Source organism: Caballeronia jiangsuensis (genome assembly GCF_046030135.1).
Taxonomy (GTDB): Bacteria; Pseudomonadota; Gammaproteobacteria; order Burkholderiales; family Burkholderiaceae; genus Caballeronia; species Caballeronia jiangsuensis.
On sequence record NZ_JAQQDB010000048.1, the window covers coordinates 1 to 23,211 of the forward strand.

A 23,211-nucleotide genomic window follows, 5' to 3' on the forward strand; every position below is an offset into this window, starting at 1 on the left:
ATTCGATAATTAGGTTTATGTAAACTCGTTAGGTTATCCCGACACCGTTTCGAATTGCCGAGAACTCCACCACTCGCGCCGTTGACTTTTTCCAACGTGCAGTGAACGCGCGCCGAACGCAGCAGCAGCCTGACGGCGAGCGATTTGTCCAGTTCCACGACGGCCTTCTACACGGCCGTTCCCGCTCGGCGGGCGCCTCGACGCCGAGCCTTGGCTCGGGCGCCGACCATGCACGCCTGACATAATGCCCGTGGTCGGCCCGGCGCCGCGCCATGCAAATTTGTGGTTCGCATTCGGTCACGCGCACCACGGGCTCACGCTCGGCCCCGATCACCGGACGCATCATCGCCTAGATGAAGACCGGCGAGCATCCGCTCGTGGACCCGCGTCCGTTTCGTGCGGATCGGTTCTGATCGAGCGAACGGCGAAAACACGAACTCGCCGTGCGGAATGCGTCGACCGATACGCTAATCCCGATTCGCCATCAGCAACAGCGTTTGCCCGTCCTGAAGCACCGCTCCGTGCTGATTCAGCACGGTCAGCTTCAACGTCGCGATGCCGCGGTCGGTTCGTTTGGTAACGCGCTTCTCGACGACTTCGATACGCACCTGAATTCGATCGCCGATCATCAGCGGCGCGCGAAACGCCCAGTTCCAGCTCAACGTCGCGAGTGCGCTGAAGCGGACGTCGCTGCGCGTCTTGAGGCCGTCGGCCAGCGCGAGTCCGAGCAATCCATGCGCGATACGTCCTGGAAAGCCCGCCTCCTGCGCGGCGACATCGTCCATATGCAGGTCGTACAGATCGCCCGAGACGCCCGCGTAGTTGACGACGTGCGACTCCGTTATCGTCATCCCCGAGGTGACGTAGTGATCGCCGGGCTCGATGTCGTTGAGGTCGTATTTGCCCGCCGGAAGCAGACGTCCCGTGCGCGCGTCTTCGTTGATTGCCTGGGTCATGTTCTGTCTCTTGTCTCTGTCGTCTCTGTTGTCGTCAGCAAACCGATTGCAGGCGCTGCGCGCATACGGCCAGCACTTCGTCCGGCGCGACCTTCCACCATCGGTCGCGCGAAAAGATTTCGACTTCCATCATGCCGGCGTAGCCCGCATCTTCCATCTCGCGCCGAAAGCCCGCCAGATCGATGACGCCGTCGCCCATCATGCCGCGATCCATCAGCATGTCCTTCGTGTCGGCGTGCCAGTCGCACACGTGATACGCGAGAATCCGCCGCGCGCGGCCCGCCGCCGCGATCGACGCCGACAGCAGCGGGTCCCACCAGCAGTGATACACGTCGATGGCGATGCCCAGCATCGACGGATCGTCCGGCGCGATGCGTTCGCACATCGCGAGCGCTTGCCCGATCGTATTGACGACGGAACGGTCCGCCGCGTACATCGGATGCAAAGGCTCGATGGCAAGCGGCACCTTCAGCTTGCGCGCCTCTTCGAGCAAACGCGCGATGCCCTCGTCGACCTGAGCACGCGCGCCCGCCAGATCGCGCCCGTTCGCGTTCACGCCGCCCACGACGAGCACGAAACAGCGCGCGTCGAGTTCGGCGGCATCGTGCAGCGCCGCGAGATTGCCGTCGATGCTCGCGCGCCGGTCCGCTGGCGTCGCGCCGGTCAGATACGTCGAGCGGCAATAGCCGGTGACCGTGAGTTGCAGCGCGCGAAGCCGGCGCGCGACCGCTCGCGCGCCGATTGCCTCGACCTCGTGCCGCCACGGCGCGACGCCGCCGAAGCCCGCGCGCGCGATGCGCTCCAGCGTGACATCGAGCGATTCGCGATGTCCGAGCGTCGCGGTATTGATGGCGCATCGTTTTAGTGAATCCATCTCGCGCTCCCTTGCATCGTTCACAGGCCGAAAGTCTGCATGACGAGCCGCATGCGATGCACCGCGAGCTCCGGATCGCGCAGGAGGTTGGCGGCATCGGCGAGACGGAACACATCCGCGAGGTAGAGCGGCGGACGCGCGCCATGATGGCCGCCCGGCATGAAGAAGTGCGGCTGGAATCCGTTCAGGTACGCGAGAAAGACGACGCCCGTCTTGTAGTACTGCGTCGGCGCGCGAAAGATGTGCCGCGAGAGCGCGACCGTGGGTTCGAGCACGCGCTCGTATCGCCCGATATCGCCGCTGGCGAGCGCGGCGAGCGCCTGCGACGCGGCGGGCGCGATCGCATCGAAAATGCCGAGCAGCGCGTGCGAAAAGCCCGCTTCGTCGCCCTTGATGAGCGACGGATAGTTGAAGTCGTCGCCCGTATACATCTTGACGCCTTCGGGCAGACGGCGGCGGAACGCGATCTCGCGCGCATCGTCGAGCAGCGAAATCTTGATGCCGTCGATTTTCTGCGCGTTCTCCGCGATCACTGCGAGGCAGGCATCGGCGGCTTCGTCGAGGTCGTCGCTGCCCCAATAGCCCTTGAGCTCGGGATCGAACATGTCGCCGAGCCAGTGCAGAATCACGGGCTGTTCGCACATCGCAAGCACTTCGCGGTAGACCCGCAGATAGTCGTCGCGATGCCGCGCCACGCGTGCGAGCGCGCGGCTCGCCATCAGGATCACGCGGCTGCCGGTGCGCTGAATGGCGTCGAGCTGCATCGCATAGGCGCGAATCACGTCATCGCACGACGTCGCCGCATGCGCGGGAAGATGGTCGGTGCCGCAGCCCGACGCGATCAGCGCGTTAGGCATGTCGCGCGTTTCGGCCATCGTACGTTGCACGAGTTCAAGCGCGATTTCCCACGATAGACCCATGCCGCGCTGCGCGGTATCCATCGCTTCGGCAACGCCGAGGCCCTGCCCGATCAGATAGCGCCGGTATTCGATGGTGCGCGGCCAGTCGAGCGCGGCAGGCTGATTCAATTCGCCGCTGCGATGCGGATCAGCGACGACATGCGCCGCCGAATACGCGATGCGGTTGAACGTCGCGCCCGCCGGCGCACCGCCGATCGGGTCGCCCTTGAGCGTGTAGGTGTCGAACTGGCCGGAAGCGGCCGGAAGAACGATTTGCATGATGGTGGTGGCGCGCTCAGGCGTGCTCGTCGGTGAAACATGAAAACGAGGCGGGCATTTCGATGCCGAAGAACGTCGCGAACGCCGCGAGTTGTCCTTCGATCATCGGCCGGCCGTTGGTCGCGCGGCAGCCGCACTGCCGCGCATGTTCGAGCAGCGGGGTCTCGGCGGGCGTCATGATGATGTCGACCACGTGAAGCGCCGGCGAGAACGCGCCGAACGCCGCCGGCATGCCGTCACCCGGCCGCATGCCGACCGGCGAGCAGTTGACGAGCAGATCGATGCCCGCGAGATTCGCCGGATCGATATCGACGCTCGCCGGGCAGCCCGGATAGAACCGGTTCAGCCGCGTCGCCAGTTGCTCGGGCAACTCGCGCTGCGGATCGGCAAGCGCGATGCTCGCCGCGCCCGCTTCCGCCAGCGCATGCGCCACCGCCGCGCCCGCGCCGCCCGCGCCGAGCTGCTTCACATGCTTGCCGCGCACCTCGAAACCGATGCGCTTCAGGCCCAGCACGAGGCCGGTGCCGTCGAACATGTCGCCGAACCAGCTTCCGTCGGGACGCTCGCGCATGACATTGATCGCGCCGACGCGGCGGGCGGTGTCGGAGACTTCATCGACCATCGACATGGCGCGCACCTTGTGCGGCACCGTGACGACGAGCCCGTCGACGTTGCCGAGCGCCTGAAGCCCGGCGACGGCCGGCTCGAACACATTCACGGGGACATCGAACGGCAGGCAGACCGCATCGATGCCGCCCGCTTCGAACAGCGCGTTCATCAATTGCGGCGTTTTCACCTGCGTCACCGGATTGCCGACGATGCCGAACAAGCGCGTCGCCCCGCCGATGCGACGCTTGCGCGTGGCTGGTGGCGTCACCGCTGTCCCTCCGCGAAACCGGCGAGGCGCGCATGACGCGGCCACGACTGTGCGTCCATCGCGGCAGCGAGGCCCATCGGCTCGGGGCGGAACAGGCGTTCGTCCATAAGCTTGAGATCGGGCGAGATGACCGGCCTGAACGCCATGCGCGCAAGCACGTCGCGTTCGAGATCGATGCCCGGCGCGATCTCGATCAGTTCCAGCGCACCCTCGATGGCGCGAAACACCGCGCGCTCGGTGACGAAGAGCGTCGTCTGGTTGCGTTCCTGCGCGTACGGCCCGCTGTACGACACCTGCTGAAGCTTCGACACGAACTTGCGGTGCGCGCCTTCCTTGAGGATCTGCAACTGCCCGCCTTCGCACGACACTTGCAGGCTGCCCGCCGTGAACGTGCCGCCGAACACCATCTTGCGCGCATTCTGGCTGATGTTGATGAACCCTCCCACACCGATCAGCTTGTTCGCGAAGCGGCTGATGTTCACGCTGCCCCGCGCGTCGATTTCCACGGCGGAAAGAAACGCGATGTCGATGCCGCCGCCATCGTAGAAATCGAACTGATAGGGCATGTCCACGATGGCGCTGTAGTTGCGCGCCGCGCCCGCGTCCAGACCCGCGGCAGGTGCGCCGCCGATCAGCCCTTGCTCGTTGGTCAGCACGATGTGATGCAGCACGTCCTCTTCCGCCGCGACGAGCCCGATGCCCGTGCACACGCCGGAACCCACGTTGCACACCGCGCCGACGCGCAGTTCCATCGCGAGACGCCGCGCGATGATCTTGCGTTCGTCGAGCGGCAGGCGCGGAAAGCCGCCGAGCGGGATGCGCAGTTCGCCGGTGAAGGCGGGATCGTAGGCGGTCTGGTAGGTCACCGGCTGATCCGGTTCGACGACCACCGCATCCACCAGCATGCCGGGAATCTTCACCGTCTTGGCGGGCAGCGTGCCGCGCCGCGCGAGCCGCTTGACCTGCACGATCACGAGGCCGCCGTTGCGCCGGGTCGCCTGCGCCATCGAAAGCATGTCGGCGAACACGGCTTCGTGCTCCATCGATACGTTGCCGTCTTCGTCGGCGGTCGTGCCGCGCAGAAACGCGACATCGACTTCGAAAGGCTTGTAGAACAGCCACTCGCGCCCTTCGATCTCGATCAGGCTCACGAGCTCGTCGTCGCTCGGCGCACCTTGCAGGCCGCCGCCGTTGCGCGGATCGACGAAGGTATGCAGGCCGACGTGGCTGACGAGTCCCGGCCTTCCCGCCGCCATTTCGCGCGTGAGTTGCGACAGCGCACCCTGCGGCAGCGTCCACGCTTCGACTTCCTTGTTGAGCGCCATCTGCGCGAGCGCCGGCGAATCGACCAGCGTGCCGCACACGACGCGCTTGAGCAGTCCCGCATGCGCGAGCCGCGATGCGCCTCGCTCGCCGCGATCGCCGAGACCGACCGGATGCACGGACGTGATCCGGCGCGGCTCGCCCTGCGCGAGAAAGCGGCGCTCGAGCGCCTCGATGAGCGATTCGGGCACGGCGTGTCCGCTTCCCGATCCCCCGATCATCAACGTGTCGCCGTCCTTCAGGAGGGATGCAGCCTGGTCGGCGGTCAAAATTTGCATGTTCTCTGCTCCGGTGTTTTCTGTGTCTGTCGATGCGTGCCGCTGCTATGCCGCCGAGCGCGATTCCGCGAATACCTGCTCGTCGTCGCGGTGACGCGAAAGATGCTTGCCGAGCAGCGCGGCGATCAGCGTGAACAGGCAGAACGCGGCGAGGTACAGCATCACGTAGGTCGGCTTGCCGTCGGCATAGGCGACCAGCGCCGTCGCGATGAAAGGCGTCGGCCCGCCGATGAACGCGCCCGAAAACTCGCGGCACATGGCGATGCCGGAAAAGCGGTACTGGGTCGGAAACAGGTTGGAGAGGAACGCGCCCTGCGCGCCGCACGTGCAGCCCCAGCTGATGCCGTAGACTGCGCTCATCGCGATGGTGGCGAGCACGACGTCCTTCGAATCGATCGCCTGGAAGAGCGGCCACACGAGTGCGAGCGCGATCATCGCGCCGGCGGCGAATACGTTGCCGCTGCCGTACTTGTCCGCGAGCATGCCGCCGACGGGCGCGCAGAACAGCGAAAAGCCGAGCGCGATGATAAGCACGACTAAACTGTCCGCCTTCGCCATGCCCACGGTGTTCGTCATGTAGCTCAGCGCGAAGGTGTTGAGCACGTACGACAGCGCCTGATGGCCGCCCATCGCGAAGAAGCCGCACAGCAGTTCGCGCCGGCTGTTGCGGAACAGCTCGGCCACGGGCACTTTCCCGGCCTTGGCCTGCTCGCTCGCCTTCTCCATCGCGGCGACGTACTCGGGCGTTTCGTCGAGTTTCGAACGAATGTAGATGGCGACCCCGAACAGCGCGAGCGACAACAGGAACGGCACGCGCCACACCCACGAGAAGAGAATGTCCTCGGGCACGTACGAAATCATCAGGAAGGTGGCGATGGCGATCATCACGCCGAAGTTGGTCGCGGCGTTCGGAATCGACGTGAAGAATGCGCGGCGGCTCGGCGGCGTGTATTCGGCGATCAGCGTGATCGCGCCCGCGAGTTCAGCGCCCGCGCCGAAGCCCTGCATCATGCGCAAGAGCACGAGCAGAATTGGCGCGAGGATGCCCGCCTGCTGCCAGGTCGGCAACAACCCGAGGCCGACGGTCGCCGCGCCCATGATCGTCACGCAGAAGACGAGCGCGGGCTTGCGGCCGTACTTATCGCCGATGTGGGAAATGACGATGCCGCCCAGCGGCCGGATGATGAAGCCCACCGCGAACGTCGCGAACGCGGCGAGCGTGCCCGCCAGCGACGACAAATGCGGAAAGAACAGCTTGTTGATGATGAGGCCCGATGCCGCCGCATAAAGCCCATAGTCGTACCATTCGATGATGGTTCCGAGCGTGGACGCGAATACGGCGCGCCGGATGTTCCTGCGGTCTGCCCGCGCGAGTGCTGGTTGCATGGCGCTGTCTCCTGCTTTTCTTGTCTGATCTCGTGTGCGACGCCGCGCGCCTGAAGGTCACGGCATCCGTTGACGGTTTCGCTGCTGATCGTGTCGATCGTGTCGATCTCGTGAATCAGCTCCGGCCGCGATTGCCGAACGCGCTGGCGCCCTCCTCGTAATTGCCCGATGCGAAGCAGAGCGAGGTGAGCTCGTTCTCGTAGCGGATGCCTTGGTCCACGCTCATGGAGAGCGCCGCGCGCACCGCTGCCTTCACCGACTGCGTGGCGATCGGGCTGAACTCGGCCATCTTGCGGCACAGCGACATGGCGTGATCGACGACGGCCTCGTCGTCCACCACCATCTCGACCAGGCCGATACTGCGTGCCTCGTCCGCATCGATGGTGTCGCCGGTCAGCAGGAGGCGCATCGCCTGTCCGTAGCCGACCAGACGCGGCAGCATCTGCGAGGCGCCGCCGCCGCCCACCCAGCCGCGCAGCACTTCTGGCGCGCCGAACTTCGCGCTCCGGCCGGCCACGCGGATATCGGCGCCGAGCATCATTTCCAGTCCGCCTCCGAGCACCCAGCCCTTCAGTGCGGCGACCACGGGCTTCGTGAAATCGCGCACGACCATCGCGTAATCGGTGCGCGCGCGGAATTCCCACGCGCTCCGGTAGGTCTTGAGCGAATGCAGATCGCTGCCCGCGCTGAACGCGCGTTCGCCTTCGCCGCGCAGCAGCACCACGCGAACCGTCTCGTCGCGCTCGATGTCCTGCCGGATGCCGACGAGCGTCTGCGTCATCTCGGGCGTGATCGCGTTCATCTTCTCCGGCCGGTTGATGACGATCTCCGCCACCGCACCGTGCTTGCGCATCAGTATCTGTTCCTGCATCGCGCCTCCTTTTACCGACTGCCGTGGCAGTCATGTCCCTTTCGTGTTTTCCCTTATACTTACTTACTAGTAAGTAGCTTGAGCGGACATTAACATCAATCTCAAACGTTGCGCAACGGGAATTTCGAGGAGGTAAAAATGCGAGGCGACACAGCGGATGGGAAGACGCTCGAAGCACACGCAGGAAAGCGGCCGACCGATAGGGGTCGTGTAAAATCAGCCGTTGCTTCGCCCCGTATGAGGCTTAGTCACCACACCGATCCTCACCGAGGGAAAACCTTGAGTCAGACCGAGAAGCCCGCGAAAACCGACAAGACGGCTCCAGCGACCCGGCAGCGGTCCTCCATGTACGACAGCATCAAGGACGTGGCCAAGCGGCTTCTGATCGCGCACGGTTATCACAAGACGACGTTCGGCGTGATCGCGAAGGAACTCGGCATCACGACGACCAACATCCACTATCACTTCGGCAACAAGAACAGTCTCGTCGAGGAAGTGGTGAAGGATTACGTGGCCGGCGCAACGGAAGGTCAGAAGAATATCTGGCTCGACGAAACCATGTCCTTGCAGGAAAAGGTGCAGGCGGAAATCGCCTTCAACCGCAATCGCTTTCGCAAGTACAACCCCACCGGCAAGACGCGCAAGCCGTGGAGCCTGATCGGCCGGCTGCGCCTCGAAAGCGACGTCCTCACCGACGAAGCGCGCGCCGCGCTCGCGGGCTTCACCACCGAAATCCACGGCGCGGTGGAGTTCGCGGTCGCGCACGCGAGCCGCAGCGGCGAGCTCAAACGCGACACGCCCAAGGAAGACCTGATCTTCCTGCTCACGCATCTGATCGACAGCCTGTCGGTGTTCGCCCAGGACGCGGGGGGCTTCGAGCGCGTCGAGCAATTCATGAACTCGTTCTCACGCGTCGTGCTCGCGAAATACACGAAGTAATCCAGCGTTTTTGCGCATCGCGGACGTGCCGCGCGCTGGACAATTAGATCGATCTACCTTATTGTCGCGGTACGGAGAAAATTCATGAGCGATAACGCCTTCAGCATCGCCGTCGTGGGCGCGGGCATGGCATCCGCGCCGCATCTCGCGGGCCTTCTGGACTTGCGGGAGCGGGTGACCGTGCGCCATGTCGTCGCGCGTTCCGAAGACCGCGCGCGCGCCTTCGCGCATGCTCTGCCGCACGCCCGCGTCACGCTCGATCTGGACACCGCGCTGGCCGATCCACGCGTGAACGCCGTGCTGCTGCTCACGCCACCGAACACGCATCTGGAGCTCGGCGCGAGGATCGCAGCGGCGGGCAAGCATCTGCTGATCGAAAAGCCGATCGATGTCACGACCGCGCGCGCCCGCGAGCTGGCCGACACATGCGAGCGGCACGGCATCGTCGCGGCGACGGTGTTGCAGCATCGCACGCGCGATGCCTCACGCAAGCTGCGCCAGTTGCTCGATGCGCGCGCCCTCGGCGACATCCACAGCGCGAGCGTCGCGGTGCCGTGGTGGCGTCCGCAATCCTATTACGACGAACCCGGGCGCGGCACGCTCGCCCGCGACGGCGGCGGCGTGCTGATGACGCAGGCCATTCATACGCTCGATCTGTTCCTGTGGCTCATCGGCTGTCCCGACGAAGTGTTCGCCTACGCGATCACCAGCCGCGCGCATCGCATGGAATGCGAGGACACGGTCGCGGGCGTCATGCGCTATGGCAGCGGCTGCGTCGCGTCGCTGCATGCGAGCACGGCGGCGTATCCCGGCTTCGACGAACGCATCGAGATCAGCGGTGCGAACGGCAGCGCTACGCTCAGCGGCGGCAGGCTCGTCGTGCATTACATGGACGGCTCCGTGATCGAGGAAGGCGAAACGGCGTCCCTCGGTTCGGGTGCGAATCCGATGGCCTTCTCGCACCATGCGCATCGGGCGGTCATGGCCAATTTCATCGATGCCGCCACGCGCGGCGCCGAGCCGGTCGCGTCGCTGCGCAGCGCGCTCACCGTTCACCTGCTGATCGATGCGCTCATCGCGTCGTCGGCGAATCGTCGACCCATGCCGGTCAAGCCCGGCTCGCCAACATGACCCACACGCTCAATGCCGCCGTCTCCGGCGATACGCGCCTTTTCGCCATCGTCGGCGATCCCATCGCGCAGGCGCGCTCGCCGCTCGTGTTCAACGACATCTTTCAGCGCATGGGCGTCAATGCCGTGCTCGTGCCGATGCGGATTCCCGCGGCTTCGCTCGCGACGGCGATCGCGGGACTCAAGGCCGTCGGCAATCTGGACGGCATCGTCGTCACCGTGCCGCACAAGATCGCGATGACGGAACTCGTCGACCGGCTGCTGCCCGCCGCGCAGCAAGTGGGCGCGATCAACTGCATGCGCCGCGCCGAAAACGGCGAATGGGAAGGTGACATGTACGACGGCGAAGGCTTCACGCGCGGACTGCGCAAACAGGGCCACGAGCCGCGCGGCATGGCGGTGTTTCAGGCGGGCGCGGGCGGCGCGGGAAAGGCGCTCGCGCATGCGCTCGCCCGCGCGGGCGTGCGCTCGCTGCAACTGACCGATGTGGATCGCGCGAAGCAGGACGCGCTCGTTGCGCAGATCGCGCGGGCGTATCCGGACGTGCGCGTCGTCGCGGGCGGCGCCGAACCCGAGGACGTCGATATGGTGGTGAACGCCACGCCGTGCGGCATGGCGCCGGGCGACCCGCTGCCGTTCGCCATCGACAGGCTCGGCCGCGATGTGCTGGTCGCCGACATCATCATGAAGCCGGAGCGCACGCCGCTGCTCTGTCGGGCGGAAGAGCGCGGACATCGCATCCATCTCGGCCGGCATCTGCTGGAGAATCAGGCGGAACTCGTCGCGGAGTTCTTCGGCATCGCACCGATGTGACGCAAGACGCCGGCAGCGGAACGTCCGGCCGTTTCGGATACACTCCGGGCATACGACTCATCGACCGTTCCAATGTCCCGAGGCAAACCAGGTTCTCCCGTCACGCTGCTGGACATCGCCAACGATCTCGGCCTGTCTCGCGCCACGGTCTCGCTCGTTCTGCGCAACAGCCCGCGCATTTCCGAGGCTACGCGCGAGCGCGTGCTCGAAGCCTTCAAGCGCAAAGGCTATGTCTACAACCGCCACGCAGCGGGCATGCGCAGCAACCAGACGCACACGGTCGGCGTGGTCGTCAACGATCTCGCCAATCCTTATTTCACGATGCTCGTGCGCGCCATCGAGGCGAGCCTGAGCACGCAAGGTTTCATCACGCTGCTCGGCAACACCGACGAATCGCTCGAACGGCAAAGCCGCTTTCTCGATACGGTGCGCCAGCACAACATCGATGGTCTCATCGTTTGTCCGACTGAGTCCACCACGGCGTCGCAGATGCGTCAGGTGCTCGCGTGGGGCATTCCGTGCGTGTTCGCCTCGCGCTATGTGGCGGGCCTGCAGGCCGATTACGTGGGCGTGGACAACCGGCGCGGCATGGCGCTCGCGACCTCGCATCTGATCGGCCTCGGGCATCGCCGTATCGCGATGATCGGCGGCGTGATGCGCGCCTCCACCGGCAGCGACCGCGCCGAAGGTTATCGCGAAGCCCTGCGCGCCGCGAAGATCAAGCTCGACGAACGGCTGATCGTGCCGTCGCCGCTCACGCGCTCCGACGGCAAGCGCATCATCACCGAACTTCTGCGCCTGAAGAATCCGCCGACGGCGGTCGTGTGCGGCAACGATATCGTCGCGTTCGGCGTGATGCTCGGCCTGCGTGCGCACGGCATCGAACCGGGCGCGGACTTCGGTGTCGTCGGCTTCGACGATGTCCCCGAAGCCGCGCTGTGGGAGCCGCCGCTCACCACGGTACAGGTCTTGCAGGACGAGATCGGCCAGACCGCCGCCGACCTGCTGCTCAAGCGCATGACGGAGCCATCGCGCACGCCGACGCGCATCGTGTCGGAGCCGGTGCTCATCGTGCGCGGAACCTGCGGCGCGCGCGGCAAGCCCTGAAAACAGGCTCGCTTTCTCATCGTCCGAACTTTCCCGAGCCGCCCGGTTCGGGTTTCCCTTAGGCAAAATCCGCTTGCGTCACGTCTGCGCAGCCCCTAATCTACGCCCATAGTAGATCGATCTAACACACGTCAACGACGTGTTCATGCGGCAGCCTTCCGGTCAGTTCCAGCCGCTCCTCCGTGCACTTTCGTCGTAGTGCGATACGGCAGTGCGATACGGACATGAAAACCATAGGAATCCGATTCATGCGTGACTACCTGCTCTCCCGCCGCAAGCTGCTGATCCTCGCCGCCGCGTCCGCCGCCGCGGGCTATATGCCGCGCCTCGCGCTGGCGGACGGACAGACCATCCGTATCGGCGATGTCGTGGATCGCCACAATCCCGAAGTCATCACCGAGAACGTGATGGCGAAGAAGCTGAAGGAATCGACCGGCTTCGACGCGCGCGTGTTTCCCGACGGCGTCCTCGGCTCGCACACGCGCATGAACGAGCAGTTGCGCAACGGCACGCTCGAAATCACGGTCACGAACGTCGCGGATCTGGAAGGCTACGACAAGCGTCTCGGACTGTTCGCGATGCCCTTCGCCTTTCCCGATCGCAAGTCGCTGTACGCGGCGCAGGACGGTGCGCTCGGCCAGGCGTACGCGGGCATTCTGGACAAGCTCGGCTTCGTGCTGCTGGGCTGGTTCGATTCAGGCCAGCGCAGCGTCTATAACCGCACGCGCGCCGTTCACGAACCGGACGATCTCAAGGGCCTGAAAGTACGCACGCAGGGTAATCAGATCATGATCGCCACCTTCAACCAGCTTGGCGCTCAGGCTACGCCGCTCGACACCACGCAGATCTACTCCGCGCTGCAGCAAGGCGTGGTCGATGGCGCGGAGAACTCCGTCACGTTCTTCGTGCAGCAGCATCACAGCGAGGTGGCCAAGTACTACTCGTACACGAATCACTTCTTCTCCATCGACCCGATGCTCGCCAGCAAGAAATGGTTCGATGCGCTCGACCCGAAACAGCGCGACGCCGTGAAGCAGGCGGGCGTCGAAGCGCAACAGCACGAGCGCGAACTGTGGATGGCTTCGGACGCGAAGTATCTCGCCGAAGCGAAGAAGAACGGCGCGGCCTTCAACGACGCGAACATTCCCGCGTTCCGCACGGCGGTCAAGCCGATCTACACGAAGTACCGCTCGAACTTCGCCGAACTGGCGACGTATCTGCCGGATCTCTGACCTTCAGCCACAGGTTCTCCGACATGAAACCTCAACCGCTTTCGCCTGCGCACCGCGACGGCATCAATCAGACCCGCGCGTTTCGCGTGCTCGCGAGCGCCGAAGATCTGCTGATCGCCGTGCTGGTTTTCGCGATCTTCTGCGTCGTGCTCGCGGGCATTCTGTCCCGCTTCGTCTTTCACGTTTCGCTTTCGTGGAACATCGAGATCAGCGTCACGCTGATGATCTGGATGACGTTCATCGGCATCGCGGTGGGCGTGCGCGACAAGGTGCACGTCGCCTTCGAACTGTTCGAGGACAAGCTGAGCGGCCGCTGGCTCACGTTTGCCTCGCTCGTGCAGATGCTGCTGATGGGTTTTCTGCTCGTCGCGCTCGCGTGGGGCGGCTGGCAGTTCACGGAACTCGGCTTCAATCAGCTCACGCCGAGCGGCATTGCGCAGTGGATCTCGTTCGCCGCCATTCCGGCCGGCAGCGCGCTCGGGCTTGTGCATCTCGCGGCGCATGCGTGGGACGTCGCGGCGAACGTCGATCTCGACAACGGCGCGCATCGCGGCCACGGACATACCGAAACGAGGACGCAATGATTCTGACCATCGGACTGCTCGCGCTGTTCGTGCTCGCCGGCGCGCCGATCATCGCGTCGCTGGGCGCGGTCGGCACCATCGACGGCTTGATGCAGGGCCTACCGCTCACCAATATCGCGCAGGCGATGTATCACGGCGTGGACTCGTTCACGCTGCTCGCCGTGCCGCTTTTCATCCTCGCCGGCGAAATCCTGTTCCACTCCGGCTCGGCGGGCCGGCTCGTCAACTTCATGAACCTGCTGGTCGGCCGCGTGCCGGGCGGACTGGGCGTGAGCGCAGTGGCATCGACGATGGTGTTCTCGGGCCTGAGCGGCTCGGTGAACGCCGACGCCGCCGCGATCAGCTCCGCCATGCTCCCGTCGATGGAAAAGGCCGGCTACCGCAAGGAATGGTCGTCTGCGATCATCGCGGCGGCGGCGGGCACGGGCATCCTGATTCCGCCGTCGATCACCATCATCGTGCTCGCGACGGTGGCGAACATGTCGGTCACCAAGCTCTTTCTCGCGGCCACGCTGCCCGCCATTCTGGTCGGCGTGACGAAGATGCTCATCATCATGTACCGGGCGCGCCTGGAGCCGCCGGTCGCGCCGGTCCACTTCAGCGTGCCGGAACTGGGCCGCGCGTTCGTGCTCGCCATTCCCGCGCTGGGTGCGCCGATCATCATTCTCGGCGGCATTTTCATGGGCTTTTTCACGGCGACCGAATCGGCGGCGGCGGCGGTCGCCTACGTGACGATCATCACGCTCCTGCAACGCTCGATTCCCAGCCGCGCGTGGCTCGGCATCCTGATCAAGGCGGGCCGCACGAGCGCGATCGTGCTGTCGCTCGTGGGCGTCGCACAGATTCTCGGCTACATGCTGGCCTACAACTCGGTGGGCGAACAGGTCGCGGAATTCGCCTCGCAACTGACCAGCCACAAGATCGTGTTCACGGTGTTCATCGTCGTGGTGTTCTGGCTGCTGGGCGCGCTGCTCGACGGCATTCCCGCGCTCATCCTGCTGATTCCGCTGTTTCTGCCCATCGCGCAGGACGCGGGCTTCAGCGACATTCACTTCGCGATTCTCGCCATCGCCATCGTCGGCATTTCGCTGGTGACGCCGCCGATCGGCACGGCCTGCTTCATCGTCACCGGCGTCGCCAATATCCGCATGGTTAATCTGGTCCGGCCGATGCTGCCCTTCATGGCCGTCATGTTCGTCACCATCCTGCTGCTCGCCTTCGTGCCGGCATTCTCCGAATGGCTGCCTCGTCTCCTGTACTAGCGCCCGAACGGGCGCGGCCGCTCGCACTCGTGACCGGCGCGCGGCGCGGCATCGGGGCGGCCATCGCGGTGGAACTGGCGCGCTGCGGCTTCGACCTCGCGCTGGTCGATATCGACGAAACCGGCGCGAACGACACCTGCGCCGCCGTCGAATCGCACGGCGGCCGCGCGGGCTTCTGGCGGCACGATCTCGCCGACAGCGCCGCGCATCCGGCGCTCGTCGGGCGCATCGTCGCGTCGTGCGGGCCGCTCGCTTGTCTCGTCAACAACGCGGGCGTGTCCGCCGACCGGCGCGGCGACCTGCTCGAACTCGGCGAATCGTCCTATGACCGGGTGGTGGACATCAACATGCGGGGAACGTTTTTTCTCACTCAGGCGGTGGCGCGGCACATGGCGTCGAGCGGCAACGAGCATGCGCGCGCCATCGTCACGGTGTCGTCGGTGAGCGCGGAGCTGGCGTCCATCGAGCGCGGCGAATACTGCATGTCGAAGGCGGGTCTCGGCATGCTCACGCGGCTTTTCGCGCTGCGCCTCGCGGCGCTCGGCATCGGCGTATTCGAGGTGCGGCCCGGCATCATCCGCACGCCGATGACCGAATCCGTCGCCGCGCAGTACGACGAACGCATCGCCGGCGGCATCGTGCCGATGCAGCGCTGGGGCACGCCGCAGGACGTCGCCTCGGCGGTGGCGGCGCTCGCGTCCGGGCGCATGGGTTTCGCCACGGGAAGCGTGCTGAATATCGACGGCGCGTTGTCCATCCCCCGTCTGTGAGGTTTCCGTCCTTTTTCAACTCAAGCGCGAGTCACGCGACATGAACAGCCTCGAACTGCCTACCTCTTCCGGTGCGCTGGAACGCTATACGCTCGCCGGCACGCCGCTCCCCGATGTGCCCAATGCCGCGCCCTTCAACCGCATCGCGCTGTCGGCGGCGCACGTGGTGGCCGATCCGTTCGCGAACGCCGATCCTTGCGACGGCGGCCGGATCGACTGGGACAAGACGCTCGAATATCGCCGCTATCTCGCGGGGCTTGGACTCGGCATCGCCGAAGCGATGGACACCGCGCAGCGCGGCATGGGCCTGAGCTGGCAGGAAGCGCTGCAACTGATTCGCCGCACGCGCGCGGAACTCGCCGACGCCCGCGTGCCGATCTTCAACGGCTGCGGCACGGACCATCTCGATCCCGCATCCGTCGATTCGCTCGATGCCGTCATCAGCGCGTATCTGCAACAGGTCGATGCCATCCAGACGGCCGGCGGCCGGCTGATCCTGATGGCGAGCCGCGCGCTGGCCCGCATCGCGCGAACGCCGGAGGACTACGCGACGGTGTATCGCCGGGTGCTGGCGCAGGTGGAGCAGCCGGTGATCCTGCACTGGCTCGGCGACATGTTCGATCCCGCGCTCGCCGGCTACTGGGGCACGGACGATCTCACCGCCGCCCGCGACGTGGCGCTCGAAGTCATGCGCGAATCCGCCGCGAAGGTGGACGGCATCAAGGTCTCGCTGCTCGACAAGCAGCGCGAGATCGACATGCGCCGCCTGCTGCCCGCCGGCGTGAAGATGTACACGGGCGACGACTTCAACTACCCGGAACTGATCGCCGGCGACGAAGCAGGCTATTCGCACGCGCTGCTCGGCATCTTCGATGGCATCGCGCCCGCCGCTTCGGCCGCGCTCGCCGAACTCGCGGCGGGACGTCGCGAACGCTTCCACGCCATTCTCGCGCCCACGGTGCCGCTGTCGCGCCACATCTTTCGCGCGCCGACGCGCTTCTACAAGACGGGCATTGTCTTTCTCGCGTTCCTGAACGGCCATCAATCGCATATGACGATGCTCGCGGGCCATCAGGCCATGCGCCCTCTGCCCTATTTCGTCGATCTCTTCAAACTCGCCGAGGCCGCCGGCCTGCTGCGCCAACCGGAACTCGCGGTCGCGCGCATGAAGCGCTTTCTCGCCGTCTACGGCGTGTCCCAGGACTGAGGAGACATTCGATGGGACAACTTATCGCGCGCCGCGACGGCGCCGTGCTCACGTTGGAGCTGAGCAATCCGCGCAAGGCGAACGCGCTCGATTTCGCAATACTCGCCGCGCTCGACGAGCAGATTGCGCACATCGAAGAAGACGAACGCATTCGTGCCGTCGTGCTGCGCGGCACCGAAGGCGGCGCGTTCAGTTCGGGCGCGGACATCCGCGAATGGTCCGCGCTGGAGCCGGAGGTGTTCGCGCGCAAATGGGTCGGCGAAGGCAACGGAACGTTCCGGCGCTTCGAGCGACTGCGCTGCCCGAGCGTCGCGCTGATCGAAGGATTGTGCTTCGGCGGCGGGCTGGAGCTTGCGCTGTGCTGCGATCTGCGGCTCGCCACGAGCGCCGCGCGGCTGCGCTTTCCGGAAGTGGCCATCGGCGCGATTCCCGGCTGGGAAGGCGGCGACCGCCTGCAGCGCATCGCGGGGCGCGCGCGTGCGCTCGAAGCCGTGCTGCTGTCGCGCGAGATCGATGCACCGACCGCGCTGCAATGGGGCGTCCTCAATGCCGTCTGCGCGCCGCAAGACGCCGGCGCACACCTCGCCGACTGGACCGCGCGGCTGTGCGAGGTGTCGCCGCGCGCTGCCGCCTCCGCCAAGGCGCTGATTCTCGATGATGCCAAGGACGCGCGCATCGCCTATCCGCAAGCCGCGCTCGACGTGCGCAACAGCGCCGACGCGCAACGCGGCATCGACGCCTTCTTCGCTAAAACCACCGCTGTCTTCTAAACCATGAACGTTCTCTTCCAGCGCACGCATCAACGCTCGTTCGGCACGTGGCCGCTACAGGGCCGGCAACTGCACGACGCCCTCGCCGCCGCCATCGAAACGGGTTATCGCGCGATCGACACCGCGCAGCTCTACGACAACGAAATCGGCGTCGGCTCGGCGCTGCGTGCGATCGGCGTGCCGCGCGACGAGTTGTGCATCACCACGAAAATCGCGCCCGCCAACGATTCCGACGAACGCTTCATGCCGACGCTGCGCGAAAGCCTCGACAAGCTGAAGGTCGAACAGGTCGACATGCTCCTGCTGCACTGGCCGCCCGCCGATGGCGATGTCGGGCCTTCGGTGCGAAGGCTCGAGCAGGCGCAGCGCGCGGGACTGACGCGGCATATCGGCGTGAGCAACTTCACCGCCGCGATGATGCGCGCCGCCCGCGCCGCGACGGCGCTGCCGCTCGTCACGAATCAGGTCGAGTTTCATCCGCTGCTGGACCAGCGCATCTTGCTGCGCGCCGCGACCGAAACCGGCATTCCGCTGTCCTCGTATTGCTCGGTCGCGCGCGGCGAAGTCTTCAAGTATCCGCTGTTCGGCGAGATCGGCGCGCAATACGGCAAGAGCGCCGCGCAGGTCGTGCTGCGCTGGATTCTCCAGAAAGGCGTGCCGATCAACACCATGTCCACGCAGCGCAAGAACATCGAGGCCAATTTCGACGTGATGGACTTCACGCTGTCGAGCATCGACATGGAACGCATCGACGCGCTGAACGCGACGAATCACCGCATCGTCAATCGGGATCGGGTGCCGCATGCGCCGGAATTCGACTGACTGGGACGCAGGATAGCCGACAAGGACAACGACATGAGCCATTCCCTGCTTTACGAGGAGATCGAACCGGGTCTCGCCTTCGCGACTTCGGGCATCGTGGTGACGGAAAGCCACGTGGTCCAGTTCGCAGGCATTTCGGGCGATTTCTTCGATGTCCACATGGACGACGAATTCGCGCGCGGCGTCGGCTTTTCGGGGCGCGTCGCGCATGGCCTCTTGTGCCTCGCGATGGTCGATGGCCTGAAAAATCGCGCGGCCACGCGTCTGGCCGCCGTCGCGACGCTCGAATGGACGTATCGCTTTCACAAGCCGGTGCTGATCGGCGACAGGATTCAGGGGCGCATCGCCGTGCTCGACAAGCGGCCGACGCGGCGCGGCGATCGCGGCATCGTGCGTCTGCAGGTGGAAGTGCGCAACCAGGACGGCGTGCTGATCCAGGACGGCATCAACGTGCTGATGGTCCGCGCGGGCGCGCGGACGGGCCACGAGGAACAATGAAATGAAACGTGCAAACCTGACTGATCCGGACGTCATGGCCGCCGCGATCTTCGATGGCGCGGTCGTCGTATTGAGCGGCTCGGGCGGCGGTCTGGTCGAACCCGATCACATCACGTCGGCCATCGAGCGGCGCTTTCTCACGACCGGGCATCCGCGCGATCTCACGCTGATTCACGGACTCGGCATCGGCGACGGGCTCTTTAGCGGCGTAAGCCGCTTCGCGCACGAAGGCATGGTGAAGCGCGTCGTCGGCGGCCACTGGACCTGGTCCAAGCCGATGCAGAAGCTCGCCCGTGAAGAGCGCGTCGAAGCGTACACCATGCCCGCGGGCGTCATTCAGACGCTGATCCGCGAAGCGGGCGCGGGGCGGCATGGACTGGTGACGCACATCGGTCTGGACACGTTCGCCGATCCGCGTCACAGCGGCGGCCGCGTCAACGCCCGCGCACGCGACGATCTCGTCGAAGTCATCACGCTCGGCGGCAAGGAACTGCTCTGGTACAAGCCGTTTGAGATCGATTTCGCGATCGTGCGCGGCACGACTGCGGACATGCAGGGCAATCTCACGTCACGCGAGGAACCCGCCGACATCGATGCGTTCGCCGCCGCGCTTGCCGCGCACAATGGCGGCGGCCGCGTGTTCGCGCAGGTCCGCGACGTATCGGCGGCGCCGATCACGCCCGCGCGCGCGGTGACGGTGCCGGGCGTGCTCGTCGATGACATCTGCGTCCACGCCGAACAGAAGCAGACGACCGGCGCAGCCTACGATCCCGCCATCAGCGGCGAGCTGCCCGCGCCGGACATGCGCACGCCGCCCGCCTTGCCGCAAGGCATCCGCTACATCATCGCGAAGCGCGCCGCGCAAGAGCTGGTGCCGGGCGCGTGCGTCAACTTCGGGTACGGCCTGCCCGACGGCATTCCGGCCGTGGCGCACGCAGCGGGCGTCGATATCAGCTGGACGGTCATCGAGCAGGGCTCCCACAACGGCGAGCTTCTCGGCGGCGATTTGTTCGGCGCGACGCGCCATGCGAGCGCAATCCTCAAGTCCAACGACCAGTTCGATTTCTTCAGCGGCGGCGGCATCGACATCGCCTTTCTCGGCATGGGCGAACTGGATGCGCAAGGCAACGTCAACGTGTCGTGGCTCGGCGAGAACATCGTCGGGCCGGGCGGCTTCGTGGATATCACGCAGCGCACGCGCAAGGTCGTGTTTTGCGGCACGTTCGAAGCGAAGGGACTGGACGTGGAACTCGCGGACGGACAGGTGCATATCCGCCGCCACGGCGCGGTGCCGAAGCTCGTGCCACAGGTGCGCCACATCACGTTCAGCGGCAGGCGGGCGCGCGCCGACGGCCAGCAGGTGATCTACATCACCGAGCGCGCCGTGTTCGAACTCGCCGCCGAGGGCTTGCGGCTGATCGAAGTCGCGCCGGGCGTGGACCTCGTGCGCGACGTGCTCGAGCGCATGCCGTTCGAAGTGGCGCTGCATCCGTCGCTGCGCGAGCGCGCGGAGCAGGCGTCGCACGCGGCGGCTTCCAGCGAAGGCTGACCGGAGATATCGATGGATTTCACGCTCGGCGACACGCAGAAGATGATGGTCGAGACGGCGCGGCGCTTCGTGCGCGCCGAGTTGCAGCCGCTCGAACAACAGGTGGAAGACGAAGGCGCGCTGCCGTGCGACATCGCGCGGGGTTTGCAAAAGCGCGCCCGCACGCTCGGGCTGTACGCGGTCAACATGCCCGCCGAACTGGGCGGCGGCGGCCTGAATACCGTCGATTCGATGCTCTGCGAGGAGCAGTTCGGCCATAGCTCGGACATTCTCGTGCGGCGCGCGTTCGGCAACGTCTACGACGCGCTGCTCGCCTGCGAAGGCGAACAGATCGACTGCTGGCTCAGGCCATCGGTCGAGGGCGAGCGCACGTGCGGGCTCGCGATCACCGAAACGGGCGCTGGTTCGGATGCACAGGGCATCAGAACCACTGCGCGCAAGACGGCGTCCGGCTGGGTGCTCAACGGCAGCAAGCACTTCATCAGCGATGCGCAATGGAGCGACTTCTTCCTCGTCTCGGCGCGCACCGGCGAAAAGGAAATTTCGTTGTTCGCGGTGGACAAGAACCTGCCCGGCTTCACGCTCGGCAAAGATCAGCAGATGATGGGCCTGCGCGGCACGCCGCATCACGAACTCTTCTTCGACGATGTCCCGCTGGAACCGATGGCGCTCATCGGAAACCAGGGCGAAGGTTTCAGACTGGCGATGAACATGCTCGGCCGCGTGCGTCTCGCGCTGATCGGCGCGCGCGGCATCGGCAAGGCTACGCATGTCCTGGAGATGATGATCGGGTATGCGGGCGAGCGGCGGCAGTTCGGCACGCGCATCGGCGACTTTCAGATGATCCAGCAACTCATCGCCGACAGCGTCATGGAGATCAGCGCGGCGCGTCTCATGCTGCTCAACACCGCCGCGATGATGGACGCCGGGCAGGACGCGCGCGCGTGGATCTCGATGGTCAAGGTGCAGGCGTCGGAAACGCTCGGCCGCGTGGTGGACCGCGCGGTGCAGGTGTTCGGCGGCATGGGCTTCTGCAAGGAGCTGGCCATCGAACGTTACTACCGCGATGCGCGCGTCTATCGCATCTTCGACGGGACGTCGGAGATTCATCGCGGCATCATCGCGCGTCATGCGATGAAGCGCGGCGCGGCGTTGTTCGATCTTCACCGCTAGGACGGACATCGCCATGAGCAAGGTCATTTCCGCAGACGCAGCCGCGCAACTGCTTCACGACGGCGATATCGTCAGCATCAGTTCGTCCAGCGGCCTGGGTTGTCCCGACAAGGTGCTCGCGGCCATCGGCGCGCGCTTCGAGCGCGAGGGACGGCCGCGCGGCATCACGACGCTGAATCCGATCGCGGCGGGCGACATGTACGGCGTAAAGGGCATCGATCATCTCGCGCGGCGCGGGCTGCTCGCGCGCACGCTGGCCGGATCGTATCCGAGCGGGCCGTCGTCGCTGCCGATGCCCAACGTGTGGCGCATGATCGTCGACAACGAGATCGAGGCGTACAACGTTCCGAGCGGCATCCTCTTCGACATGCACCGTGACGCCGCCGCGCGCCGCCCCGGCGTGCTGACGAAGGTCGGCATGGGCACGTTCGTCGATCCCGAACTGCAAGGCTGCGCGATGAACGCCGCCGCGCGCGCGAAGCCGATCGTGCGCAAGGTCTCGTTCGATGGCGGCGACTGGCTGTATTTCCCGGCCATCGCGCCGCGCGTGGCGATCATTCGCGCGACCACCGCCGACGAAGCCGGCAATCTCTCATACGAGCACGAAGGCGCGCTTCTGGGCGGCATCGATCAGGCACTGGCCGCGCGCAACAGCGGCGGCATCGTGATCGCGCAGGTCAAGCGCGTGGCGAGGTCCGGCACGCTGCGGCCGCAGGACGTGCGCGTGCCGTGCAATCTGGTCGATTACATCGTCGTCGATGCGGATCAGTGGCAGACCACGCAAACGCCGTACGATCCCGCCATCAGCGGCGAAGTCTCGTTGCCGATGAGTGCGTTCGACAGCACGCCCTGGGGCCCGGAAAAGGTCATCGCCCGCCGCGCCGTGATGGAACTCGCACACGGCTACGCGGCCAATCTCGGCTTCGGCATTTCGGCGAATGTGCCGCGCATTCTGCTGGAAGAAGGACTGCATGGCGAGGTGACGTGGGCGATCGAACAGGGCGCGGTCGGCGGCGTGCCCTTGCTCGGATTCGCGTTCGGTTGCGCGTCGAACGCGGATGCCATCGTGGCGTCGCCGAATCAGTTCACGTATTTTCAGGGCGGCGGATTCGATATCGCGCTGCTGTCCTTTCTTCAGGTCGATGGCGACGGCAGCGTGAACGTGTCGCGGCTCGCATCGAAGCCGTATCTGACTGCCGGTTGCGGCGGCTTCGTCGATATCACCGCGCATGCGAAACGCATCGTGTTTTCGGGCTTCTTCACGGCCGGCGCGAAACTCGATGTGGGCGGCGGCACGCTTTCGATTCTCGCGGAAGGCCGCACGCGCAAGTTCGTGCAAGCCACCGAACAGATCACCTTCAGCGGCCGTATCGGACGCGAGCGCGGGCAGCGCGTGACGTACGTGACGGAGCGCTGCGTCATCGAGTCGAGGGACGACGGTCTGACCGTGTGTGAAATCGCGCCCGGCGTGGACCTGCGACGCGACATTCTCGACCAGGCCGAGATCGCGCTGAAGGTCGCGCCCGATCTCCGCACAATGGACGCCGCGCTCTTCACCGATGCGCCGTTCGGACTCCGGCTCAAGCCGCGCGAGCGCTCGTAGAACTGAGCA

The 23,211-nt window shown here is 65.7% G+C and carries 22 protein-coding genes and 1 pseudogene; 16 read left to right on the forward strand and 7 right to left on the reverse strand.

Going from position 1 to position 23,211, the window contains the following annotated elements; genetic code table 11:
* Positions 1–178: 178 nt before the first annotated feature.
* Positions 179–353: pseudogene (locus PQR08_RS32945) on the forward strand (FAD-dependent oxidoreductase); the annotation flags it as partial.
* Positions 354–467: 114 nt separating this feature from the next.
* Here PQR08_RS32945 and PQR08_RS32950 read toward each other — a convergent pair.
* The 7 genes from PQR08_RS32950 to PQR08_RS32980 all read right to left on the reverse strand — a co-directional run bounded on the left by PQR08_RS32950 (position 468) and on the right by PQR08_RS32980 (position 7,743).
* Positions 468–956 carry a MaoC family dehydratase gene (locus PQR08_RS32950; protein ID WP_250484409.1) on the reverse strand — a complete coding sequence of 163 codons (489 nt, stop codon included), beginning with the start codon at positions 954–956 and terminating at the stop codon, positions 468–470.
* A gap of 34 nt (positions 957–990) precedes the next feature.
* Positions 991–1,830, reverse strand: coding sequence for a sugar phosphate isomerase/epimerase family protein (locus PQR08_RS32955; protein WP_250484408.1), 840 nt, complete (start codon positions 1,828–1,830; stop codon positions 991–993).
* A gap of 20 nt (positions 1,831–1,850) precedes the next feature.
* Complete coding sequence (locus PQR08_RS32960) at positions 1,851–3,008, reverse strand: dihydrodipicolinate synthase family protein (RefSeq protein ID WP_250484407.1); 1,158 nt, start codon at positions 3,006–3,008, stop codon at positions 1,851–1,853.
* Between the two features lie 16 nt (positions 3,009–3,024).
* Positions 3,025–3,885 (reverse strand): shikimate dehydrogenase family protein, encoded by an 861-nt coding sequence (locus tag PQR08_RS32965; RefSeq protein ID WP_250484406.1) that lies wholly within the window; start codon positions 3,883–3,885, stop codon positions 3,025–3,027.
* The gene (locus PQR08_RS32970) at positions 3,882–5,486 is read right to left on the reverse strand and encodes an acyl CoA:acetate/3-ketoacid CoA transferase (protein ID WP_250484405.1); all 1,605 of its coding nucleotides are present in this window, start codon (positions 5,484–5,486) and stop codon (positions 3,882–3,884) included. The genes PQR08_RS32965 and PQR08_RS32970 overlap by 4 nt, the downstream gene beginning before the upstream one ends.
* A 45-nt stretch (positions 5,487–5,531) precedes the next feature.
* A complete protein-coding gene (locus tag PQR08_RS32975; RefSeq protein WP_187603360.1) occupies positions 5,532–6,872 on the reverse strand; it encodes an MFS transporter in 1,341 nt (446 codons plus the stop codon).
* Positions 6,873–6,987: 115 nt separating this feature from the next.
* Positions 6,988–7,743: an enoyl-CoA hydratase/isomerase family protein gene (locus PQR08_RS32980; RefSeq protein WP_250484404.1), complete on the reverse strand. Its 756-nt coding sequence runs from the start codon at positions 7,741–7,743 to the stop codon at positions 6,988–6,990.
* A gap of 279 nt (positions 7,744–8,022) precedes the next feature.
* Between PQR08_RS32980 and PQR08_RS32985 the strand changes: the two genes are divergently transcribed.
* The 15 genes from PQR08_RS32985 to PQR08_RS33055 all read left to right on the forward strand — a co-directional run bounded on the left by PQR08_RS32985 (position 8,023) and on the right by PQR08_RS33055 (position 23,202).
* Positions 8,023–8,682 carry a TetR/AcrR family transcriptional regulator gene (locus PQR08_RS32985; RefSeq protein WP_408163732.1) on the forward strand — a complete coding sequence of 220 codons (660 nt, stop codon included), beginning with the start codon at positions 8,023–8,025 and terminating at the stop codon, positions 8,680–8,682.
* Between the two features lie 84 nt (positions 8,683–8,766).
* Positions 8,767–9,813: a Gfo/Idh/MocA family protein gene (locus PQR08_RS32990; RefSeq protein ID WP_250484403.1), complete on the forward strand. Its 1,047-nt coding sequence runs from the start codon at positions 8,767–8,769 to the stop codon at positions 9,811–9,813.
* Entirely contained in the window at positions 9,810–10,625 is an 816-nt protein-coding gene (locus PQR08_RS32995) for a shikimate dehydrogenase family protein (RefSeq protein WP_250484402.1), read from the forward strand. Before PQR08_RS32990 ends, PQR08_RS32995 begins: the two co-directional genes overlap by 4 nt.
* 72 nt (positions 10,626–10,697) lie before the next feature.
* Positions 10,698–11,732: a LacI family DNA-binding transcriptional regulator gene (locus PQR08_RS33000; RefSeq protein ID WP_238213171.1), complete on the forward strand. Its 1,035-nt coding sequence runs from the start codon at positions 10,698–10,700 to the stop codon at positions 11,730–11,732.
* A gap of 248 nt (positions 11,733–11,980) precedes the next feature.
* Positions 11,981–12,964 (forward strand): TRAP transporter substrate-binding protein, encoded by a 984-nt coding sequence (locus tag PQR08_RS33005; RefSeq protein WP_187603354.1) that lies wholly within the window; start codon positions 11,981–11,983, stop codon positions 12,962–12,964.
* Positions 12,965–12,987: 23 nt separating this feature from the next.
* Positions 12,988–13,548: a TRAP transporter small permease gene (locus PQR08_RS33010; RefSeq protein ID WP_250484401.1), complete on the forward strand. Its 561-nt coding sequence runs from the start codon at positions 12,988–12,990 to the stop codon at positions 13,546–13,548.
* On the forward strand, positions 13,545–14,810 hold the full coding sequence (locus tag PQR08_RS33015) for a TRAP transporter large permease (protein ID WP_187603352.1): 1,266 nt from the start codon (positions 13,545–13,547) through the stop codon (positions 14,808–14,810). The genes PQR08_RS33010 and PQR08_RS33015 overlap by 4 nt, the downstream gene beginning before the upstream one ends.
* On the forward strand, positions 14,786–15,580 hold the full coding sequence (locus PQR08_RS33020) for a 3-ketoacyl-ACP reductase (RefSeq protein WP_187603351.1): 795 nt from the start codon (positions 14,786–14,788) through the stop codon (positions 15,578–15,580). The genes PQR08_RS33015 and PQR08_RS33020 overlap by 25 nt, the downstream gene beginning before the upstream one ends.
* A gap of 40 nt (positions 15,581–15,620) precedes the next feature.
* Complete coding sequence (locus tag PQR08_RS33025) at positions 15,621–16,787, forward strand: dihydrodipicolinate synthase family protein (protein WP_250484400.1); 1,167 nt, start codon at positions 15,621–15,623, stop codon at positions 16,785–16,787.
* Positions 16,788–16,798: 11 nt separating this feature from the next.
* Positions 16,799–17,557, forward strand: a complete 759-nt coding sequence (locus PQR08_RS33030) for an enoyl-CoA hydratase/isomerase family protein (RefSeq protein WP_250484399.1) — start codon at positions 16,799–16,801, stop codon at positions 17,555–17,557.
* Between the two features lie 3 nt (positions 17,558–17,560).
* On the forward strand, positions 17,561–18,379 hold the full coding sequence (locus tag PQR08_RS33035; RefSeq protein WP_238295625.1) for an aldo/keto reductase: 819 nt from the start codon (positions 17,561–17,563) through the stop codon (positions 18,377–18,379).
* 33 nt (positions 18,380–18,412) lie between these two features.
* Positions 18,413–18,877, forward strand: coding sequence for a MaoC family dehydratase (locus tag PQR08_RS33040; RefSeq protein WP_238213157.1), 465 nt, complete (start codon positions 18,413–18,415; stop codon positions 18,875–18,877).
* Position 18,878: 1 nt separating this feature from the next.
* Entirely contained in the window at positions 18,879–20,426 is a 1,548-nt protein-coding gene (locus PQR08_RS33045) for a CoA-transferase (protein WP_250484398.1), read from the forward strand.
* A gap of 12 nt (positions 20,427–20,438) precedes the next feature.
* Entirely contained in the window at positions 20,439–21,599 is a 1,161-nt protein-coding gene (locus PQR08_RS33050) for an acyl-CoA dehydrogenase family protein (RefSeq protein ID WP_250484397.1), read from the forward strand.
* A gap of 13 nt (positions 21,600–21,612) precedes the next feature.
* Positions 21,613–23,202, forward strand: a complete 1,590-nt coding sequence (locus PQR08_RS33055) for an acyl CoA:acetate/3-ketoacid CoA transferase (RefSeq protein WP_250484396.1) — start codon at positions 21,613–21,615, stop codon at positions 23,200–23,202.
* The last annotated feature ends 9 nt before the right edge of the window (positions 23,203–23,211 follow it).

What these genes read in the sequence shown, in the direction of transcription:
- PQR08_RS32950 (WP_250484409.1), bottom strand. Translation starts at nt 956, where the DNA reads ATGACCCAGGCAATCAACGAAGACGCGCGCACGGGACGTCTGCTTCCG.
- PQR08_RS32955 (WP_250484408.1), bottom strand. Translation starts at nt 1,830, where the DNA reads ATGGATTCACTAAAACGATGCGCCATCAATACCGCGACGCTCGGACAT.
- PQR08_RS32960 (WP_250484407.1), bottom strand. Translation starts at nt 3,008, where the DNA reads ATGCAAATCGTTCTTCCGGCCGCTTCCGGCCAGTTCGACACCTACACG.
- PQR08_RS32970 (WP_250484405.1), bottom strand. Translation starts at nt 5,486, where the DNA reads ATGCAAATTTTGACCGCCGACCAGGCTGCATCCCTCCTGAAGGACGGC.
- PQR08_RS32975 (WP_187603360.1), bottom strand. Translation starts at nt 6,872, where the DNA reads ATGCAACCAGCACTCGCGCGGGCAGACCGCAGGAACATCCGGCGCGCC.
- PQR08_RS32980 (WP_250484404.1), bottom strand. Translation starts at nt 7,743, where the DNA reads ATGCAGGAACAGATACTGATGCGCAAGCACGGTGCGGTGGCGGAGATC.
- PQR08_RS32990 (WP_250484403.1), top strand. Translation starts at nt 8,767, where the DNA reads ATGAGCGATAACGCCTTCAGCATCGCCGTCGTGGGCGCGGGCATGGCA.
- PQR08_RS32995 (WP_250484402.1), top strand. Translation starts at nt 9,810, where the DNA reads ATGACCCACACGCTCAATGCCGCCGTCTCCGGCGATACGCGCCTTTTC.
- PQR08_RS33000 (WP_238213171.1), top strand. Translation starts at nt 10,698, where the DNA reads ATGTCCCGAGGCAAACCAGGTTCTCCCGTCACGCTGCTGGACATCGCC.
- PQR08_RS33005 (WP_187603354.1), top strand. Translation starts at nt 11,981, where the DNA reads ATGCGTGACTACCTGCTCTCCCGCCGCAAGCTGCTGATCCTCGCCGCC.
- PQR08_RS33010 (WP_250484401.1), top strand. Translation starts at nt 12,988, where the DNA reads ATGAAACCTCAACCGCTTTCGCCTGCGCACCGCGACGGCATCAATCAG.
- PQR08_RS33015 (WP_187603352.1), top strand. Translation starts at nt 13,545, where the DNA reads ATGATTCTGACCATCGGACTGCTCGCGCTGTTCGTGCTCGCCGGCGCG.
- PQR08_RS33020 (WP_187603351.1), top strand. Translation starts at nt 14,786, where the DNA reads ATGGCTGCCTCGTCTCCTGTACTAGCGCCCGAACGGGCGCGGCCGCTC.
- PQR08_RS33025 (WP_250484400.1), top strand. Translation starts at nt 15,621, where the DNA reads ATGAACAGCCTCGAACTGCCTACCTCTTCCGGTGCGCTGGAACGCTAT.
- PQR08_RS33030 (WP_250484399.1), top strand. Translation starts at nt 16,799, where the DNA reads ATGGGACAACTTATCGCGCGCCGCGACGGCGCCGTGCTCACGTTGGAG.
- PQR08_RS33035 (WP_238295625.1), top strand. Translation starts at nt 17,561, where the DNA reads ATGAACGTTCTCTTCCAGCGCACGCATCAACGCTCGTTCGGCACGTGG.
- PQR08_RS33040 (WP_238213157.1), top strand. Translation starts at nt 18,413, where the DNA reads ATGAGCCATTCCCTGCTTTACGAGGAGATCGAACCGGGTCTCGCCTTC.
- PQR08_RS33045 (WP_250484398.1), top strand. Translation starts at nt 18,879, where the DNA reads ATGAAACGTGCAAACCTGACTGATCCGGACGTCATGGCCGCCGCGATC.
- PQR08_RS33050 (WP_250484397.1), top strand. Translation starts at nt 20,439, where the DNA reads ATGGATTTCACGCTCGGCGACACGCAGAAGATGATGGTCGAGACGGCG.
- PQR08_RS33055 (WP_250484396.1), top strand. Translation starts at nt 21,613, where the DNA reads ATGAGCAAGGTCATTTCCGCAGACGCAGCCGCGCAACTGCTTCACGAC.